The 18,518-nt window shown below is 63.3% G+C and carries 16 protein-coding genes; 3 read left to right on the top strand and 13 right to left on the bottom strand.

Annotated features, from left to right (window positions below):
* Positions 1 to 188 precede the first annotated feature (188 nt).
* A complete protein-coding gene (locus tag FMZ75_RS04290; RefSeq protein WP_166141440.1) occupies positions 189 to 329 on the top strand; it encodes a hypothetical protein in 141 nt (46 codons plus the stop codon).
* A 574-nt stretch (positions 330 to 903) separates the two neighbouring features.
* On the opposite strand, the gene FMZ75_RS04285 is transcribed toward FMZ75_RS04290, so the two are convergent.
* Together FMZ75_RS04285 and FMZ75_RS04280 are read right to left on the bottom strand one after the other, a co-directional pair.
* On the bottom strand, positions 904 to 1,821 hold the full coding sequence (locus FMZ75_RS04285; protein ID WP_166141439.1) for a hypothetical protein: 918 nt from the start codon (positions 1,819 to 1,821) through the stop codon (positions 904 to 906).
* Between the two features lie 198 nt (positions 1,822 to 2,019).
* Entirely contained in the window at positions 2,020 to 2,934 is a 915-nt protein-coding gene (locus tag FMZ75_RS04280) for a hypothetical protein (protein WP_166141438.1), read from the bottom strand.
* Between the two features lie 502 nt (positions 2,935 to 3,436).
* On the opposite strand from FMZ75_RS04280, the gene FMZ75_RS04275 reads away from it, so the two are divergent.
* On the top strand, positions 3,437 to 4,150 hold the full coding sequence (locus FMZ75_RS04275; protein ID WP_166141437.1) for a DNA helicase: 714 nt from the start codon (positions 3,437 to 3,439) through the stop codon (positions 4,148 to 4,150).
* Between the two features lie 183 nt (positions 4,151 to 4,333).
* On the opposite strand, the gene FMZ75_RS04270 is transcribed toward FMZ75_RS04275, so the two are convergent.
* The 5 genes from FMZ75_RS04270 to FMZ75_RS04250 form a co-directional block, all read right to left on the bottom strand.
* Positions 4,334 to 5,815: a site-specific integrase gene (locus FMZ75_RS04270; protein ID WP_166141436.1), complete on the bottom strand. Its 1,482-nt coding sequence runs from the start codon at positions 5,813 to 5,815 to the stop codon at positions 4,334 to 4,336.
* A gap of 69 nt (positions 5,816 to 5,884) precedes the next feature.
* The gene (locus FMZ75_RS04265; protein ID WP_207783273.1) at positions 5,885 to 6,211 is read right to left on the bottom strand and encodes a hypothetical protein; all 327 of its coding nucleotides are present in this window, start codon (positions 6,209 to 6,211) and stop codon (positions 5,885 to 5,887) included.
* Positions 6,212 to 6,535: 324 nt separating this feature from the next.
* Positions 6,536 to 6,763 (bottom strand): hypothetical protein, encoded by a 228-nt coding sequence (locus FMZ75_RS04260; protein ID WP_166141434.1) that lies wholly within the window; start codon positions 6,761 to 6,763, stop codon positions 6,536 to 6,538.
* Complete coding sequence (locus FMZ75_RS04255) at positions 6,760 to 8,775, bottom strand: AAA family ATPase (RefSeq protein ID WP_166141433.1); 2,016 nt, start codon at positions 8,773 to 8,775, stop codon at positions 6,760 to 6,762. Before FMZ75_RS04255 ends, FMZ75_RS04260 begins: the two co-directional genes overlap by 4 nt.
* Entirely contained in the window at positions 8,772 to 9,110 is a 339-nt protein-coding gene (locus tag FMZ75_RS04250) for a DUF6634 family protein (protein ID WP_166141432.1), read from the bottom strand. The genes FMZ75_RS04255 and FMZ75_RS04250 overlap by 4 nt, the downstream gene beginning before the upstream one ends.
* Before the next feature lie 619 nt (positions 9,111 to 9,729).
* Here FMZ75_RS04250 and FMZ75_RS04245 point away from each other — a divergent pair.
* A complete protein-coding gene (locus FMZ75_RS04245; protein ID WP_161912086.1) occupies positions 9,730 to 10,887 on the top strand; it encodes a S8 family serine peptidase in 1,158 nt (385 codons plus the stop codon).
* Positions 10,888 to 10,909: 22 nt separating this feature from the next.
* On the opposite strand, the gene FMZ75_RS04240 is transcribed toward FMZ75_RS04245, so the two are convergent.
* The 6 genes from FMZ75_RS04240 to FMZ75_RS04210 all read right to left on the bottom strand — a co-directional run bounded on the left by FMZ75_RS04240 (position 10,910) and on the right by FMZ75_RS04210 (position 18,479).
* Positions 10,910 to 13,426, bottom strand: a complete 2,517-nt coding sequence (locus FMZ75_RS04240) for a S8 family peptidase (protein WP_166141431.1) — start codon at positions 13,424 to 13,426, stop codon at positions 10,910 to 10,912.
* Positions 13,427 to 13,456: 30 nt separating this feature from the next.
* Positions 13,457 to 14,437, bottom strand: coding sequence for an AAA family ATPase (locus FMZ75_RS04235; protein WP_161912084.1), 981 nt, complete (start codon positions 14,435 to 14,437; stop codon positions 13,457 to 13,459).
* A gap of 541 nt (positions 14,438 to 14,978) precedes the next feature.
* Positions 14,979 to 15,452 (bottom strand): hypothetical protein, encoded by a 474-nt coding sequence (locus FMZ75_RS04225; protein ID WP_166141429.1) that lies wholly within the window; start codon positions 15,450 to 15,452, stop codon positions 14,979 to 14,981.
* Positions 15,453 to 15,899: 447 nt separating this feature from the next.
* Complete coding sequence (locus tag FMZ75_RS04220; RefSeq protein WP_166141428.1) at positions 15,900 to 16,199, bottom strand: hypothetical protein; 300 nt, start codon at positions 16,197 to 16,199, stop codon at positions 15,900 to 15,902.
* 123 nt (positions 16,200 to 16,322) lie between these two features.
* Positions 16,323 to 17,405, bottom strand: coding sequence for a hypothetical protein (locus tag FMZ75_RS04215; RefSeq protein ID WP_207783272.1), 1,083 nt, complete (start codon positions 17,403 to 17,405; stop codon positions 16,323 to 16,325).
* A 129-nt stretch (positions 17,406 to 17,534) separates the two neighbouring features.
* On the bottom strand, positions 17,535 to 18,479 hold the full coding sequence (locus tag FMZ75_RS04210; RefSeq protein ID WP_166141427.1) for a toll/interleukin-1 receptor domain-containing protein: 945 nt from the start codon (positions 18,477 to 18,479) through the stop codon (positions 17,535 to 17,537).
* Positions 18,480 to 18,518 lie beyond the last annotated feature (39 nt).

Here is an 18,518-nt window from a genome sequence, read left to right as displayed (position 1 = left end):
AAATGACGACAGCCGCGAGGGTGGCGACGGTCGTGGCGGCTCGTTGGAAATCTCCGCATCAGGGATCCGTTTCTGTCGGCGGTCGATGACCGGATAGCTGGAAATCGTGACCGTTCGATCGGCATGTCCGTCGTGGCATGTCGATCGATCAACTGTGGCGCGCGGCCATGGAATTGCGTTGAAGTTCCATGACGGTCCTGCGCTGGCGCGTCGACACGCACGGCGTCGAGAATCGTTTTGCCGAATCTTCGAAGGGACGCCGTATCATCGGGCGTCGGCGAACCCATGCCGACCACGGCGGGGAACAGATCGTCGCGCATGAATCGTGATGGAGAATCTTGTGTCTCTCGAGGGGCGGACTCGTTGCGAGACCAGCACACCAGGAAACCGCTGGAAGAACAACATAGGTATTTGATAAGTCGACATTATCATTCAAATTGCAGAGTGCGGCGGAATGTCGCAGTCCCGAGCTGAGATAGGCCCCCGAAAATCAAGAATTCCCATCACGTTGCCACGCCGAACTGTGTCGGAAATTTGGTGCCGATCGGCCTACCGGAGACGGTCAAGGCGCTGGAAGTCCCCCTCCAGTCCCTCGAGAGAAGGCGCGTCCGAGGGACATGGATAGGAACACACAGGGAACCTCATCGACGCCGAAGCCAGGTCCGAACCTCAGAGCGGGGGACGGCGTCATATAGCGGCGTTCTTAGCGGTTCGAACCCCACCGCTTCCGCCACGGGAATCCCCGGCGATTCCAATGGATTGCCGGCGCCCATCCGCCGCCGCCGCGCCGCGGCTCCGCCCCGGCGGACGGGCGCCGGCGGGCGCGGACGGGAACGGAACGGCGCCGCGGCCGGGCGCGGCGGGGAGGAGATGCGGATGGCGGCGGGTTGCGGGGCGGGCGCGCTATGCGCCGCGTATGTAGTCCTGCGGGGCGTTGGGGTCGTTGTCGAACCCGCCCTGGGGGCGGTTCCACTTCAGGCAGAATCGCTTGTGGCGCATCCCGCCCATGAAGTCGGCGTAGCCGATTTCGCCGAAGACCCAGGCGCTCGCGCCGCTCCGCAGCGCGTCGGATTCCGAATCCGACGGGGCGAAGTCGAGACCGATGACCCCGTTGCTCTCGTCCTTTTTGACGACGGAATTGGCAGGAGCCGGCATCCGGGCCGCGTAATGAGGCGTGGCCGGGAAGGGGTCTCCGACGTGGAGCCCGTGGCGTATCTCGCGCAGGTCGGCCGGCGTCTGCCCGAAGTTGGTGATCCTCAGGACGACATGGCCGCTCGCGGGGTAAGGGTCGCCGGCCGCGCCGGCGCGCCGCGCGTAGCCGGGCTTGGTCGGATGCTCGACGACCTCGAGGAACGGCAGGGCGACCATCACGGCGGCCTTGGCGTTGAGCAGGGCCGCGTCGGCGGCTTCCTTGGCGAGCTTCAGCGATTCCTTCGTGTCGCGGCCCTGCTTCACGCCGAGCACGACCAACGCGATGGTGGCGGCCACGAGGGCGGCCGTGGCGACGAAGAGACCGTAGGTGTAGCGGGCGAGCTGGCCCGTGAATTCGACCATCAGCCGGTCCTCGTCCAGCTTTTTCTGATGCTCGGCGGCCTCCTGTTCTATCTCCTCGCGGGTTTTGTCGGGGGCCTTCAACTGTACGACCACAGGTGGCTGCGGGGCGTCCTTGCCTGCGCGGCCGGCTTCCTCGTGTTTTGCGTCGTTGATGGCTGGCTTGGCATGGGCCTCCTTCGCTGAGGCGGCGCCGACGACGGTGGTGGAGGCGAGGAGGCAGGCGAGGAAACGGGCGATGCGGAGCGCGCGATGATTGAATTTCGACATTCGGGGACCGGAATTGCGTGGCGGTTGAAAGTCCCCGAGTCCACGCCGCGCCGCGAGCGTGCGGCGATCGGCGCTGGGATACGGGGCGCGGGACTCGTCGCCGGAAGGCGGAACGGCACGAAAGGCTGGATGGAGATGGCTGTACGGGACGGGAACGATCGACCGGTCCGCCGGGGAGCCTTTCGGGACGCCCTGCGCCTAATATCCCTTGGTGTAGGCCTTTGGTGCGTCGCCATCGTCCCAGCCCTCCTTGGACCCTGGGGTCTGGGGCCTGAAGCGCTTGCAAAATCTCGCGACGTGGGTTCCCCCCAGAAAGTCGCGGTAGGAGATGTATCCGTAGACCCAGAGAAATGTTTTTCCTTCGGCGATCGCCGTCCGCGCCTGTTTGGGGATGCGCGACCCCATGAGCGCGGCGGCGTCCAGCGGACGCTCGTCGTGCGCCTCGAGGACCGCCCCGACGGGCAACGGAATGACGTTGCGATAGACCGGCTCGGACGGCAACGCGCCGGCGTTGACGTCGACGCAGCTCTCGATCAGGAAGGCGGGGGTCCGCCCGTGGTTCTTCACCGCGATGGCGATCTGCGGGCGCTCGAGGCATTCTTCGAGTGTCGTCGCCCGCTCGAGGGACATGGAGTTCAGGAAAATCTTCGGTGTCTCGAGCCCGATCGCCGCGGAGGCGGACTTTTGCGCGGCCATCGCCGCGTCGCGGGCGACGCCGAGCTGGTCTTCGCCGGTCTTCGCGAGGAGCAGCGTGGCCCGCCAGAGACACCACGTGTAAATCGCCAGGCACCCGTTGAAGATGACCATGGCCACGTCGGTGATCTTGATGCCGGACAGAGCCTCCTCGAGCCACTTGCGAGCTTTCTCCTCGCGCTTGTCCTGATGTTTGTCGGAGGAGGATGCTACGTCAGAGGCGACGACCGGCGGGGACTCCCGCGACACGCCTACCACATTGCCGGATGGACTCTGGCCTTGCTCGGCGCGCTGGTGCTGAGGATAGGCTTCCCCTGGTTCGTGCTGTTGGGCGATTGATGGCGCGGGGATCGCGAATGCGACGATCGTGACGACGACCGACAGGAAGGATTTCCTTCCGAAACGTGCGATGTTCGACATCCGTGGGCGAGGCTCCGTTTGGAATGAGACCGTCCTTTTTCCGAGGATTGACCCGAGCGATTACATCGAATGGCATTCGTCAAACTGGAAGCCTTGCGTTTGACTCGCCCCGATGTCCTGCTGTCGGGAGCCGAACGCCCGTGCCGCGAGCGACCCGAAGGGCGCGGGATCGAAGCCCGATCGATGTCCGTTCCTCCGGCCCGCGGTGGTCGCGAAGCCCTGCGACTCCCCTTGTCCGACGAGCTCGCGTCGCCCGGAGCGGAGAACCTTCGCCGGATGGACGCCTCGGCGGACCGCGCATGACGCCGGCGGATGGGCGATGCGCTGCTTGCGTCCGCCTGCGCGGCCTTTTAACATGCCGTCAAGGCATGGCCCGCGCCTCCTCCCTCCGATTCGGGGAAGCATTCCTCATGCGGGGCGATCGAGTTCATCGAACCCACTCCGTTCGGGCGGATGCATGAGGAGGGATTGCAGACGTCGCTCGAAGGAGGAGGTTCCTCTGATGAAAACGTCTGCGCCGATTTTTCGGCTGAAGCGACGGGCGAAGCTGCTGGCCCGTGAAAAAAGCGTCCCGCTGCACCGGGCTCTCGACGAGGTCGCTCGGCGGGAGGGCTACCGAAGCTGGAGCCACCTGTCCGAATCGAGCGCCGACCGTCGACCGGCGAAGCGGATGCTCGAAGAGCTCGTCCCCGGCGATCTGGTGCTGCTCGGCGCCCGCCCCGGGCATGGCAAGACGCTGCTCGGCGTCGAGCTCGCCGTCGAGGCGGCGAAAGCCGGGCGACGCGGCTTCTTTTTCAGCTTGGAAGTGAATGAAGCGGCGGTGCTCGATCGGCTTCGCGCGCTCGGGGCCGATGCGAAGGCGATCGGCGATTCTCTCGTCGTCGATACGTCGGACGACATCTGCGCGAACTACGTCGCGGAACGGGTGCGGGACGCGAACGCCGACAGCGTCGTTGTGATCGACTATCTTCAGATATTGGACCAGCGGCGCAGCAATCCCGAGCTTGCGGTTCAGATCGAGGATCTGCGAAGGCTGGCGCGCGACACGCCGTCGATCGTGGTGACGATCTCGCAGATCGATCGCTCCTTCGAGCTCGCGAACAGGGATATTCCCGGCCTGTCCGACGTAAGGCTCCCGAATCCGATCGACCTGACGCTCTTCACGAAGACGTGCTTCATGCATGGAGGAGCGGTTTCGCTGCGAGCGGTGAGCTGACCCGACCGGGCGGAACGCGCGGCGCCCCGCCGACTGGCCGGACGCGTCGCCTTCGAGGCGGCAGGTGCGGGAAACCTCGGGCTTCGTCGACGACGCCGGCTGCTACGACCGGGCGAACGGAAAGGGGCGCCGGGCGAAGCTCGGGCCCCTTTCCGTCGTCTCGATTTCGTCGGCGCGCCGCCGCTACGCCGCCCACGCCTCCCACGCATCCCGTCTCTTCCTCAGCCCCTCCTTCTGCCGTCGGCCCCCGGTGAGCGCGTCGATGGCCTGGAGCATGGAGAGCTCGTCCCAGGTCCCGTAGTGCCGCGTCAGCGTCTCGATGTCGATGCCGAGGAAGTTCGACGCGACCATGATCGCGACGCCCTCGATCTTCAGCCACATCGCCGTCGTGTGCCGGAAGACGTGGCTGTTGACCGGCTTGTCGAGGCAGGCGTCGGCGGCGATGCGGCCGAGGAGCTTTCGCCCGATGCCGTTCTTGTAGGGCTCGCCGTCGGCCCGGTGGAGGATGGTGGTCGGACGGCGCCGGCCGGGACGCGGCGCGGCGTCCGCGCGGCCCCAGTTGAGCACGAACCGCGAGAGCTTCGGCACCGCGGGGATCGTCGGGCGCCGCTTGCTGGTGTCGCGCGCGCCGCGCGCCTTGCGGTGCAGCCTGTTCTCGATGAACGAGAGATGGGCCCGCGCGCAGGCGCGGTCGTACTCGATCTCGATCAGCACGCGATGCCGCGACGCCGAATAGATCCCGAGCAGCACGCGCCGGATCTCCATCCGTCGCTTGGCGATCTCCTCGCGGTCGCGCAGCACGCGCCGGTCGCCCTCGGGGCCGGTCAGCGACGGGTCGTCGTCGCGCGCGACGCGCCAGCGGTGGCCGACGACGTTCCCGTCGGCGTCGGTGATCGCGACGGCGATGCGTCCCCGGCACGCCCACAGGTAGCGCGCCATCTCGTCGCGGGTGAGCCACTGGAACGGCGGCGTGTCGCGCTGCGGGATATAGTAGCGGACGTTGTAGTTGAGCGGCGTCCCGTCTTGGAAGTGGTTGACCGCCTGGCGCAGCGTCCCGATCTCGGTCAGCCCGATCGGCGTGCCGTAGCGCCGGTCGATCTCCTGGCTCCGCTGCTTCTCGTACCGCTTGCACATCTTCGGCGTCACGTCGCCGAGCATGAGCGCGCCGCAGAGGCGGACGACCGGTATGAGCCACATCAGGTAGCCGCGCGTCGTCGCGGGGGTCAGATTGTGCGCCCCGAACTCGAGGTGCTCGCGGTAGGCGTCGAACACGGCGACGAGCGGGATGTCCTGCGGGCGCACGCAGGCAAGGATCCGCTGGCGCTTGTCCTCGACATAGGCGAGGAACCGCGCGGCGGCGCCGGCGCGGTCGAGCAGCCCGCAGCCGGTCGACTCGCGGACGCGCTCGGACCGTCCGAGGGCGCGCTGCGCCCGGGCGTCGAGCCGGTCCTCGATGTACCAGCGGCCGGGGACGCCGGGCGTCTCGGACTCTCGCAGGCGCAGGCACGGCCGCTCCCGGGCCTTGCGCCGGTGGCCGACGAAGGGGATGTCGTCCGGCGTGTAGGGGCGCACGCCCGCGATCGCGCACAGTGTCTCCGGCGGCAGGTCGCGATCGAAGACGATCGGCTGCGCCTGCTCCGTTCGGGGGATGTTCGAAAGGTCCATGTCCTCGTCTCTCCTGTGATGCGGGCGGGATCGCCCGGGGGGCCGGCCCCGCGGAACGGGGCCGGCGGTTCAGGCGCGCCGCCGCGCGCCCGACAGGCGCTCGAGCAGCGTCTGCTGGGCGTCGGCGATGGCGTCCGCGCGCCTCTTCGGGCGGGCGGCGGGCGGGGCGCCGCCGGCGGGCTCGGGATCGGCGGCGGCGCGCGCGGGGGTCGCGGCGACGGGCCGCGTCATCGCCCTGACCGCGCCGGGCGTGGTCAGGATCTTCCGGGCGATGACGACGACCGCCAGTTGGCCTCGCCGGGCCGCGGTCCGCAGCGACTTGGTCGACAGCGGCCCGCGCGGCCAGAACAGGGTGGCGGCCTCCTCGAGCGTCAGCGTCTCGTCGTCGTTCCACATGTCCGGGCGGGGCCGCTCCGCCACCCGCGGCGGCGTCCTGTCGAGGGGGTCTCGGCTTGACATCGATCGTTTCCGTCTTGTTCGCCCCGGGATGATGGCGGGGCCGCCGGCGGAGGCAAGCGGATTTTTCTCCATGGAATCATGATGTTGATCCATGGGCGGGCGCTCCGACGCGCGGGCGTTCGACGGAGCCGCGCCGGCGCGGCGGCGGCCTGCGGGGACGGGATTCGGCGTATTCATTCTTGGACACTCCGATGGGCGTTCTCCCCCGATTGCGTTCGCGAACCGGCTCCAGGGGGACGGGCGGAGAGGGTTCGGGGATCGTTACGTTTCGCGGTGTTCCCGGCGCCGGCGCGCGACGCCGAGCGGAAGTCTCACGACGATTCCATCCGGCGCGCGCAGGCCGGCGCGCCGTTCCGCCTCCTCGAGGATGGCGGCGGCCATTCCGTTGAGCGCGCCCTCGGCCGCCGCCCGGAAGACGCGGGAGCCGAGCCGCTCGCGCACCCGCCAAAGGCGCGCGACGACGTCGTCGAAAAGATCGGCGTCCCTCATGAATTCCTCCCGCGAATCTTCGGACCGCGAACTTTGGGTCCGCGAACCTTGGGGCCGGGCCCGGCGTCCGTCGCTACGTCCTTCGGGCCGCCGCTGCGGACCGGCGGCGCCGCCAGCAGGACGGCGACGTCGTCCCCGGTCAGGAACCGTCGCGTCAGCAGCGCGTCGGCGATGCGCTCGACGTCGTCGCGGCGCCGGCGGATCAGGTCTTTCGCGCGGGCGTGGAGCCTGGCGAGATCGGCCTCCACGGCGGCGCGCAGCGCGTGGTCGAAGGTCAGCGTCGCCGCCGGGTCGGAGCGGTGCAGCAGCGTGTCGCCCAGCCCGTGGGCGCCGAGGCCGTCGGCCAGCGCGCGGGTCGCCATCGCGAGATCCACCACGGCGCCCGTGGACGCGCCGCCGAGGACGATCTCCTCGGCGGAACGTCCCGCGAGCAGGATCACGACGCCGGCGTCGAGATCGGCGCGCGTCGGGAACATCGAGGGACGCCCGGCGGCGCGGGTCTCCCCGCCGGAGTCGCCGCGCGCGACGATCGACGTCGAGGCGATGGTCAGCCCGGCGTCGAGATAGGCGACGCAATGCCCGGCCTCATGGACGGCGGCGACGCGCCGGTCGGCGGGCGAGCGATGATCGGGCGGCGCCACGACGCGCAGCAGGTCGTCGAGCCCGGCGTCGCGGCGCGCGTCGCGGGCGGCGTGGAGGACGTCGCGCGCCCAATGCGCCGCCTGCGCCGGCGTCGCGCCGGGCCCGGCGAGACGGACCGTCGCGACGAGATCGGCGTCGGCGACGCCCGAAAGCGCGTCGCCGAGCCGCCAACGCAGGATACGCGCGAGCGTGTCCGCTCCGGGCGGAGCAACATCGACGCGCGTCAGCCGGCCCGGCCTGACGGCGGCGGCGTCGACCGCGTCGGCGAAATTCGAGGCGGCGACGACGATCACGCCGGCGTGATCCTCGAGCAGGGTCAGCACCAGGGTGACGATCGGCGTCCAGAAGTCGCGGCCGCGCCGGTCCATCGACGCCCGGTCGGGACAGGCCGCCTCGAACTCGTCGAGGCAAAGGATGCTGGCGCCTTTGGTGGCGGCGGCGGCCCGCGCCGCGTCGCAGACGTCCTGCATCGCTCTGGCGATGGTGCCGAGGTGGCCGACGTCGCCGCTGCGGGCGAACATGCGTCCGCAGGAATCGACGATCAGGGGGACGTCGAGCGCCTTCGCGAGGGCGGCGGCGAAGGTCGTCTTTCCCGCGCCGGGCGGGCCGGCGAGCAGCACGCCCGGCGTCCGCACGTCGCGCCAGCGGATTCGACCGGCGCGATAGTCGGCGACGCCCGAGGCGATGTCCCGCGCCAGCCGGCGCAGATCGGCGGGCAGGCAGTCGAGCGGCGGCGCGTCGTCGGCGTCGCGGATCGCGCCGACGGTCGCCGTCTTCCCGGCGTCGACGATCCGCACCAGATTGGCGACGACGTCGCGCGCCGCCGCGCCCGGGCGGAAGCAGGCCACGATCTCATGGAAGCCGAGCGTCGAGACGTCGGGGAGCGCGTCGGGAATGCGTCCATTCGCATGCTTCCGCAGCAGCGACCGCAGCACTTTGGCGTTGGGAGCGCGGACGTGGACATGCGCGTCGGCGACGGCGACCAGCGTCGACGGCAGGAACTGCGGCGGATCCTGCGAGACGCCGATGACGGAACGCCCGCCCGCGAGATCCGCCGCGACGCCGTCGTTGCCGTGCGCGGGATCGTGGTCGCGGCGGGCGGAGCCGTCCCGCGACACGCAGACGATCTTTTGCGGATCCTTGCGGACGGCGCGCGCCAGCGGGCCGCACCAGTCGGCGCCGGGCGCTTGGACGATGATGGCCACCGTGGCGCCGCGACGGATGCGCCGGCGCAGATCCGCCGGCAGGGCCGCCCCGAGGCACGCCCCCGCGAGCGCGTCGGCGACGCTGCCGGGCGCGGGCGCATCGTCGTCGGGACGGTCGAAGAGGTCGTCGTCGTCGTTTCGTTGGAGGTCCGAGAGCTTGCTCATTGGTCCCTCCCGCGCGCCGCGCCGCCGGGACGACCGAGGCGATAGAAGCGGCCCGCCGTGCGCGCCCAGCCGGCGTCGGCGTCGAGCGCGAACAGGTCCGAGGTGATGATCCGCGGGCGGTCGCCCATCACGGGATGGCCGAAAACCGAGCCGGCCAGCGCGGGGAGCATGCGCGCCGCGACGACCCAATTGTCGAGCAGCGGCGCGTCGGCGAGATCGGCGTCGGTGGGGCCGCCGTCGGCGTGAAGGCGCGCGAGATCGTCGGCCAACGAGCGCGTCCGCGCGGCCAGCATGTCGATGTCGGCGTCGAAGAAGATGGTGGAGGTCTTGGACATTGGAAAAGGCTCCGTCGTTCGCGCGGGCGGGGCGCCGGCGCGGTGGAATCGCTGTTCGAAGGGGAAGGCCCGGCGGACGGGGAGCGCGCTCAGGCGCGCGTCGCGCCGGGCCGGCGTTCGAATGCGGCGCGACAGGCGCCGGCGATCAGGACGGAGAGGGGGAAGAACGAACTCATGGGAAGACACTCACACGCGGGGCGTCCTCCAGCGCGCCTAATGTCGGCGGGCTCCGCGGAGGACGAACGGAGCCGAGCGGCCGCCTTTCGGCAGCCGTTCTTCGGCTTCGCGTTCGACGCGTATCGTGGGGTTCGTGCTCATGGCGGGGAAACTAGAACAGTCCGTGAACGGAGTCGAGTCGGGTTTAGGAAAATTTTTGAGGTGTTGCGAAATGTGGACGACGATCAGGTTCCGAGGCGTCGTGTAAGGAAACTCGGGCCCCGCAGAACTCGTATGGAATCCGCTTGCGAAAACAGAACGCTCCTGCGACGGTAAAAGTGATGGCTTAGTGCAGTGTGCAGCATGAGGTTTTATAAGCCGATTCCACTCACATTAGGCTTCCTGATTCGGCAGGAAGTTCAAAGTTGGCGCACGAAATTCTCTATCGAAAAGGGCCGTTCGCATGGCAAAGTATTTTATCTTGGAGCGGAAAAAGGAAACGAATCGGAATTCGCTTCGCCCTGCGTCGGCTGACAACGAAACGATTGAAACGCGTGTTTTGGATTTGGACGATAAATCTGCGGTGGAGGTCTCAAGAGACCAGAAGACCATGGCTATGGCGCGTAGCATGCCTATTCGTCTTATTGGGCCCACTTCTACCCAGGGCGAGAAGAACGGACAGGGGAATTGGGGGGTCGCCGCAGTCAAGGCAGATACAAGTCCGTTCACAGGCGATGGCGTCATCATGGCGGTGCTAGATACGGGCATCGACTCGAAGCATAAAGCCTTCGCGGGCGTCGACATCAACGAGAGAGACTTCACCGGCGAGGGGAACGGTGACAATGATGGTCACGGAACTCATTGTGCCGGTGTAATTTTCGGACGCGATTGCCCCGATAGGATCGGAGTCGCGCGAGGCGTCAGCAAAGCTTTTGTCGGAAAGGTAATCGGAAACAACGGTGGCGACAGTTCCGAGCAGCTATTCAATGCGCTTACATGGGCTATGGAATCAAAAGCTCATATCATCTCCATGTCGCTGGGTTTCGATTTTCCTGGGATGGTTGATGGATACCGTAGTGACGGATGGCCCGACGACATTGCGGTTTCGAAAGTCCTCAACATATATCGCAACAACCTTCGGATGTTCGATTCGATCTTGAACATGTTTCGATCGAGGGGTGCATTCGGGACTTCTCCTTTGATAGTGGCTGCGGCAGGAAACGAGAGTCGGCGCGCCATAAATGCAGAATACAAAGTCGGCGCGAGTCTGCCGGCGGCGGCAGACGGTGTCGTTTCGGTTGCGGCAATTGGGCAGGACGGATCCTCCTACTCTGTCGCGGATTTCTCGAACTCTGACGCAACGCTATGCGCACCTGGAGTACGAATTACATCGGCACTTTCCGGCGGTGGATACGAGACCCACAGCGGAACGAGCATGGCTTGTCCCCACGTTGCTGGAGTTGCTGCCCTATGGTGGGAGAAACTGCGTAAACAAGGTTTGAATCCTACAGCCGATGTCGTTCGATCTCACCTTCTGAGTAATGTTCGTCGAGATATGTTCGGGAGCGCATTTGACGTGAACGATTTTGGTCAAGGTCTCGTAACTGCTCCGCTTGAGTGATGAGGCGACGGCTGAAAATGGTTTAGCGCCGCGATTTGCTGACCACCGGCGAGGTCGTCTCGATCCTCTCCAACGCCGTCAAGGATTCATTGCGGGTTCGCGCCAACTTTATGGCGGCGGAGCGAGTTTGACTATAGATGTCAACCGTGTTTTCCGGCGTCTGAATACTAATAATGAGACTGAAGCGCGCCGACACATCTGCGTAATTTAAGTTTTGCTGGTCTGCCCACCAGCCCCCTTTAGGAAATACGCGAATTCCACCCTGTCTTGCGAGTTCTCGAGCCTGCCCGCACCATCGGTCATGATGTATTGAGCCGCGCTGTCGAAGCTTCGATCCTAGCTGCCAGCCGCGCTCGGTCCGGGTCGGGACGGGCGGCTGGCCGGCGGACGAAAAAGCACGATTTGACCGCCTTACCGCGTCGATATGGGTATCATCTGGACCTTTCAGATCGAAGCCGAACCGATGCGATGGATATTTTCGAAGGTTTTGCATCGATCCAGCCCTCACGTCAGGTTCGATGAAATATGAAAGAGTTACCCTCAGCTCTACGTCGACTTTCCCGAGATCAGCCAAGGCGGCGACAGGCCAAGGAAGCTCATAGTATGAAAGATTATTTGTACGAATTTCTCCGCTGCGCACCGTAAGGGGCACCATTTCGTCTTGTATGATCATTGTCAGATGATCGGAAGCACTCCGATTGGCGTTCTTTTCGTCGGGAACACCCCATCCGAACATCGCTAATAGGGTTTCGATCCGTTCTTGGTTTTCCAGATGCGCGACTCGCGCAAGCATGGAATCCGTCCAATCCGTGGAATGGACTATGAGTCCGCGTATCGTCTCGGGCCAAAGGTTCGGATTGGCCGCCATCAAGCGCCCTGCCATTCCCGAAACGGCGGCCGTTGCCGCGCTAGTCTCCATGAGAGTTCCAAAAAGACCACTCCCCTTATGTGTCGTCAGGACACCAAGCTCTGGCAGCGACTCAACATCATCGCTACCCGGAGTGATTCCACAGTTTCCTGCTTCGTAGACGACATCTGGCTTGATGGAAGAACGCTTTTGGGACCAGGAGAGACTAGTGCGCGCGGTGGGAGCAAGGTCACCGTGCTTGACAAGCAATCCGCCACCGTGGGGATGCTCCGAAACGAAAGTGCAACCTCCTATCGTAAGCGCGTTCAGAGCTTGTCCTGGAGACGGAATTCCTGATTGTTCGTTACGCGTTGGGTACCCAGAGGCCTTGAGCGGGTCGTCCAGCACGTTCCCTGCGGCCACGCAAAACAGGCGTGGACTTGCATTCTGTCCCCAAGCGAGTTGGTCAACGGATGCTGAAAAACTCGTTGGGGCGCCGTCGGCGCTGCAATCGTAATCGGCAGCCGCTAAACAGAACACCCTTCTCTTCGCTTCCTCAGCGGCCTCCACCATCGCCACGGCGGACGCGACCACTCCAGCGGCCTCGGTTGAATACTTGGGCCCGCTCCTCGGTCTCAAGACTGTCACCGACTCCAAGGCGACAGGCAACCGTCCGACAGTTCCTCCAGCCAACACTGCCTTCAAGTTCGGATAGAGAGCTATTCCCGCGACGTTTGTGCCGTGACTACACCATCCATCGGCGCCCCAAGCGTCGTTCAGAGTGCGGCATCGTTCGGGAGGCAGAGCTGGAGCCAACAAGGGATGGGCGTCGTGAACTCCAGAATCGAGAATGCAGATGCGCGGTGCATCGTCGGCTGGAGGTTCGATTCCTTCTTTTACCTTATTCGAAAGCTTGAATGCGGTGGAATTATTAAGATTCAGCACTTCCAAGACGAGGCTTGAACAAGGTCGAAGCTCCAAAATAGCGCCCGTAACGAGCGCCAGCCTTTCAATGCTGTCTGAAGTCGAATGAATCCTCATGATCGACACGCCGGGAAAATCGATCTGACCGAAACTACATCGTAACTGAAGATTTCGTGCGAAGCTCCTTATGATCTGTGTGGAATCTGGGCGGATCCAGATTTCCCATTCGGCTTCCTCGCCCGCTCGAGGGCGCGTCTCGGGATCCCCGAACCAAAGATCCTCGACAGACGTAGCCGTCAGATCGGCCGCACTTTCAAAGAACCAGAATCCATCGGGTGGCCGACTACCATTGTTGGGCTTGCCCTTCGCATAAGAGCCGTAACGTTCGAGTCTTTTAAAAACGGTGTCCAGCTTTTCTTCTGGCAAATAAACAATACCACGCTGGCGTTGCCCTTCGTCTCGCAGCGACAAAAGCTCGATGGGGCCGCCAGATTTCTGGATTGGATCGATTCTCAATCCAATCTTACTGCGCGACTTTGCCGTCAACTGAAGCCCATGACGTTCAGGGGATTTCACCCCGAGATTCTTCAGATTTTCACCTTGGGCATCGAGGGCTCGTTCGATCGAGTCACGCAGACGTGCCGCATGACGGGCGCGCATGGGCACTGTTGGCGGCTTGGGTGGCTTTGGTCCTCCACCAATTGGCGTGAAGGGGATGCTGTAAGCCTTGAGATCAAGAAGAAGGTGAGGATAGATCGTCTTTGCCATGAATCTGAATTCGCATATCGCCGATTTTTGTCAACGGGGGTGTCGACGATTTTCCTTGAGCGAGCCGATCAATATCTGCGTATTGATCTTGCCGTCGTGGTCGAGCACAGCATCTCTGGCGGCATCGTTGCTCGCGGCGACAAGGTCGGCATGACTCAGACCTCGGGAGTGTTCCAAAACCAATTCCCAGTCGATCTCGACGAGATCGAACGCGTAGATCGCGTTCTCGATGATGGGACGAACAAGCTCGTCTTCTGGGAGGGCATATTCGATCGTTGCCTGAAATCTCCTAAAAAAGGCCTTGTCCAGAAGCTCTGGATGGTTGGTCGCAGCGAAGATCAAACTCGTGCTCTTGTCCTCGTCCAGAAACTGAAGGAATGAGTTCAATATTCTTCGCGCTTCACCGACGTCGTTGTCGGCGCCTCGACTGGTAGCCAAAGCGTCAACCTCGTCGAAGAAATAAACGCCTCGGCGTTCGGTCATGGCCTCGAACACCAATCTCAGCTTTGCCGCAGTCTCTCCCATGAACTTGGTGATTAAACCGTCCAGCAACACCGTGAAAAGAGGCAGCCCGAGCTCACCCGCGATCGCTGCTGCGCTCATGGTCTTGCCTGTTCCGGGCGGACCCGTCAGTAGGAATTTTCGACGCGGCTCTAGCGATCGCTCGATCAATTTGCCTCTCTGGCGCTGCTCCTTCACGACTTTCGTCAATCGATTGAGCAGAACCTCACTGAGAACCATGCGAGACAGACGCGTATCCGGCATCGCCAAGGACATGATCCCGATAAGATCTCCTCGCGGGCGATGCAGGGGTATCGGATCTCTGGATTTCTGAATTACTCCTTGTCGTCCGCGCGCCTCCACAAGCAGAGCTTTCAACTCAGATGCGGCCTTCGCTTGTCCGCGCCGCACCGCCTCGTCGGCAGCTTTATCCGCCAAGTCCATGAACCGTTCATCGTCTCCACGGGCGTAGCTACGAACCAGTGCGATGATCTGCTGAACCGTTGCCATCGGCTTGTCCTTAGCTCTTACCGGGACCGTTGTCGGTATTGACCATCTTGTCAACATCCGACCCATCCACACGTTGCATAAGTTGCATAAACTGCATCACTAACTCAAGCTTCTGATCGCTCATTTTCTTGACCGCCGCCACGACCTCATCCCGCCTTCGTCTCGACGAGGCTCCGTAGACGTAAGCACGGATTCTTTCCTCTTTCGCGGGCCTGAGACCTATTCTCCCACTCAATTGTCTATTTAGCGTTGAGGCATTCCAGCCCAAATCCTTGGCCGCCGCTCGAAGGGAAATGCTCGAATCCTTCATATGGCTTCGGAGATCCGACATCAGTTTGGCCTGCGATAATGTTTGCAACGGTTGGCTCATGTTGCATACTATGCAACATTCGTTAGCCTAAAGCAAGAAGGGGGCACTGCGGCAGGACCGGCCCCAAAGCAACCGACGTTCATGCGGATACCGCCCTGAACGACGTCAATGTGCGCATCGGAATGATCTGGGCATAATCGACCGTGAAACAATGCAAATCCGGCTATAGCGTCACCGCCGGCACAGATGCAGCTTCCCCACATTCGCCTCGAAAACCGCCCGTGCGAATCCGGGCGGCGTGACGCTGCGAAGATTTCCCCGGTCTGGGGTCTCGGGCATGTGGTTGATGAACTTCGGACGTCCGACGGGGATCGGCCTCTTTTGCGGGAAGCGGAAGCCGCCGCCCGTCCATATGCACGTCCTTTTCGGATAATCGTCGGCCTCGCCGCCGTCGTAGCCGCCGAATTCGTTCGGATGGAACGAGAAGTCCGGGCGCCGCCAATAGCTGCCGAGGGTGCTGACGGGGTTCTCGATCATCCACGGCGCGCCGCTCCATTCGCAGATGCGCCGGCAGGCCTCGACGATCTCGATCGCCTCGGTGAGGCCGCCCATGCCCTTCTCCTTGAACCACCGCGCCCCGCTGACCGCGAGATGCGTGCAGGGCGGCGCGGCGAACACGATCGCATAGCGGCGCGGCGGCGGCATCCACGCCCGGACCGTCTGCCCCGATCCATGTGATCCCGTCGCGCGCGTGCTCGCCCTCGGGATGCTGGAGGTCGACGCAGAAGCATTCGGCACCGGCGTCGGCCCATGGGCGCACCATGTTGCCGGTGCGGTCGCAGAGGCTGAGGACGGCGCCTCGGTCGGCGATCATGAGCCGAGCGATCTTCGTCGCCCAGGTCGGAACGTCGTCGGCTGAGACCCAACGCGACACCGTTTCCCTAGTCACCCCGAGGGCGCGCGCCATCGGCGCCTTCCAGCGCGCCCCGTACAGGACGAGGCCGGCGCGGACGAAGGGATCGGATTTTTGGACCGTGACGTCTTGATCACGGTGTCTGGTCGTAATGGCGTCCATGTGAGGCCCATTCCGTGAGGAAATGTCACGGTTGATGGGCGCGAGGATGCGGCAGGGGGCTTGCGCGGGGCGGGAGGTCAGAGGTGATAGGCAACCGCCGCCGCGGCGATCGTATGGAAGCGGTCGTAGCCGGCGATGGCGGTCTCCTTGAAGCCGGCGTCGTCCGCGACCGATAGGAAGGCATTGGTCTCGAGAGTGATCGCTCGCCACCCCAGATCGTCGAACCAGCGGTATTCGTCGCCGTAGGCGTCGACCGGCAGGACGACGGCTGTCGCGAAGGCGCGTTCCTCGCCGCGCTGGGCGACATCGAGCAGCGTTGAGACGACCTCGATATTGGCTTCGATCTCCGCCTCGATCTCGGACGGCCTGCCGCCCAAGGCCCGCGCGATTCCGCCGAGGAGGTCGTGGCTTCTGTCTGGGTGAGGAAGACCAGTAGTGTTCGGAGGCCGCTGCCCTAAGCACACTGGTCCACGGGCCTTGAGCAACGACCTTGATGCCACCTAATACAAATCGGCTGGTTTGCTATCGCGCAAGGGTCCGTAAGTCGCTTCCAAGTGAAGGAATATTTGCTCTGCCAAAGACAGGGCCGCTTGGCGATGTCCCGGGCCAGTCAAAATTTCATTCACAGACATATAGGGGCAGAAGTCGGCCTTGAATGTGTCTACACACTTTCCATCTTCGAGGTTACCCTCTGTCACCGTTTCGAAAAGTTTCCGGGGCAAAGGATGATTCGCTCGCGGATTGTGGAACAGCACTGTCTGCTGCGCCCAAGTCTCCTCAGGAGTATGGGGGCCGCCGACGATGTATGAAAATGGCCGAGGGACGTGAGCGTTAGGATCGAAATCGTAGAAAGTACCGTAGCGCACGATACTTATGTCTGGATCGGGATAGAGTCCCGTGATTGCCATTCGCAAGAATTTTGGAATGGTGCCGGCATTCGTCCAGAGCACAGCGGAAACATTCTCTGAATCGGGAAGGTCGAAGAAGCCTGATGGGATGACTTTTTCCCCAATCCCATGGCGTGCAATTGTCTCCGACGTCACTACGAGGTTTCCGGCGGCATCCCAAGACGGCTTGTGGTGTGTTCGGTAGAGATATTCGGCAGTTGCCGAACTGGAGAACATAAGCGAACCCGATTCATGGAAAGTTTGTATGGCGAGGACAAAGGGGGTTTCCCTTACGTGAGGCAGGTCCCAATAGGCTTTTGGATCCTTGCTTCTTCGTCCGATCCGATGCTGCATCTTGTTTCGCAGGGCACCGCCAATGCGGATGGGAATCTCGCTCTTGTGTTTTGATTTGACTCCTTCTTCGTCGAGTTCGACTTCGCTGAAGGGTTTATATGGACGAATAACCCCGTCCCCGGTGGAAGTCCGATTCGCCGTGGTGCATTCGATGGAAAGCCGAACACCGTTTTTCTCGACAGTGAAATCCGGATGCGGCTCATCCCCGATAATCTTGAATTTCTCCGAATGGAGAAGCTCGCTCACATACAGTTCGAACGTGCGGCTGTCGAACCCGGTCGTTTGAAATTGTTCGATAAAATTTCCGTCGCGGTCGGGGAAGCGCGAATAAGCGTCGTTCAAGAGACGTCGAGCGGACTTGTCGGCAGATGACGACGCGACGTGTCTGAAAGAGGGATGAAGCAGCTTTTCAGGCTTCAGGGGTTTGAACAGACTCCTCTGCGGTCGCATCGCCTCGGCGCCCTCCAGCCTTCACCGCCGCCTTTGCAGAGGCTCAATTAACAGGGCCCAGTAGTATTCTGCGGCGCCCTCGAAGGTGAGGTGGCGATCGCAGTCCCCGCCGCCGGCCATGCGGGCCATGCCGAGCGCTTTGAGGTAGAGACCTTGGTCGTCAGCCTCAATAGTCAAGTTCTCGTTCGACGAGTTGTCCAAGGCTTGATCGTTGTAGGAGAACGAGATCCCGTGCCCGAACATGCCGCCGAGTACGATCTTGCAGCGCGCCTCCGCCTTCCCCTCCCGGTAGATCACACCCGTGAAGCGGTTGGCGTCAATTCGCTTGAAGGTCGTTCGAATGGAGAGGTTACGATCTTGCAGCTCCTTCAGGGAATTCTCGAAGAAGCGCGACATAAAGGCGAAAGCCTCATCGAGGAAGCCGTCCTTGTCGACTTCAGTGAAAGACTGCTTGACCCTAAGGTTGCTCGACCTGGGCACGGGCTGCGCGGGCAACGGTCGGATCGCCGATGCCGACGCCTGAAGGGTCGGCGTCTTCGGGAGCGCGGCGCGGATCATCCGCACGACATCGAGGAATCCCTCGTCGAGATCCGCCCACGACCGTATCGGTTTTCCATCTGTCGGTGCCGCCAGTAGGCTACCGAACGGAGCGTGATGCCAATCGCATGGGCTCAGAATGACGGGGATGACGCGCGCCTCCTCGGCTTCATGACGCTCCATCGCACGCTTCATTTCGATGTCGAAGCAGTAGCCAGAGTTGAGGAAATCGACGGAGACTAGGAGCAGGATTACGTCGGCCCGTTCGAGTTCGGCATCGATACTGCCTGAGAAGTCGTCCCCGGCCTTGATGCAGCGGTCGTGCCATGGCTCGATGGCGCCTTCGCGTTTGAGCATCGACAGGTGCGCTTCTAAGCGGTTCCGAAGCGTTTCGTCGGCATGGGAGTAGGAGAAGAAAAGGCGGGCCAAACGATTTTCCTAGGGTGAAGGGTTGGCTATATGGGTGTC

Source organism: Methylosinus sp. RM1, from assembly GCF_011378635.1.
Classification (GTDB): domain Bacteria; phylum Pseudomonadota; class Alphaproteobacteria; order Rhizobiales; family Beijerinckiaceae; genus Methylosinus; species Methylosinus sporium.
Note: the sequence above shows the minus strand (reverse complement) of the source record. Positions and strands in the feature narration are given on the sequence as shown.